This window comes from Caenispirillum bisanense (assembly GCF_039523075.1).
In the GTDB taxonomy this organism is placed as follows: domain Bacteria; phylum Pseudomonadota; class Alphaproteobacteria; order Rhodospirillales; family Rhodospirillaceae; genus Caenispirillum; species Caenispirillum bisanense.
On the sequence record NZ_BAAAEP010000142.1, the window covers coordinates 1 to 537 of the forward strand.

The window sequence follows — 537 nt, forward strand, 5'->3', positions numbered from 1 at the left end:
GTGTTCAGTCTGATTTTGACAGGATGTGCCAGGCAAAGCAGCCAGCTAAAACCAGTTATTCCCCTATCAGCCCAACAACGACAATTGCAATTAGAACAATTGCAGGAGTTTACACTGACCGGAGCCTTAGGTGTAAAAGCACCTCAAGAGAGTGTCAGCGGCAGTTTAAACTGGCAACAACAAGGGCCTTATTTTCAGGCCAATATGACCAACTTTGTGGGCATCAGCATTTTTGTACTGGAAACCGACGCTTTAGGCGCTACGGTTAAAGCAGATGGTGAAACTCATCAAGCACAATCAGCCAGTGCCCTGCTGGACTATTTATCCGGCTGGAGCTTACCTATTGAAGAAATGCCGCTTTGGCTCAAAGGTGTGGCAAGCCCGGAAAGCTTTAATCATCAATGGGATGCGCAGGGACGTTTAACCAGTTTTACTCTAAAAGACAGCCAAGAGCGGGACTGGCAGGTCAGTTATGTGACGTTTTTCCCAGATGCCTTAGCCTTACCCAAAGAAATCAGACTAAAAGCCCAGGCCGAT

The 537-nt window shown here is 47.3% G+C and carries 1 protein-coding gene; it reads left to right on the top strand.

Going from position 1 to position 537, the window contains the following annotated elements; genetic code table 11:
• Positions 1–537 (top strand): lipoprotein insertase outer membrane protein LolB (lolB, locus tag ABD056_RS22835; RefSeq protein ID WP_343870605.1); only part of this gene is annotated, 537 nt, incomplete at both ends.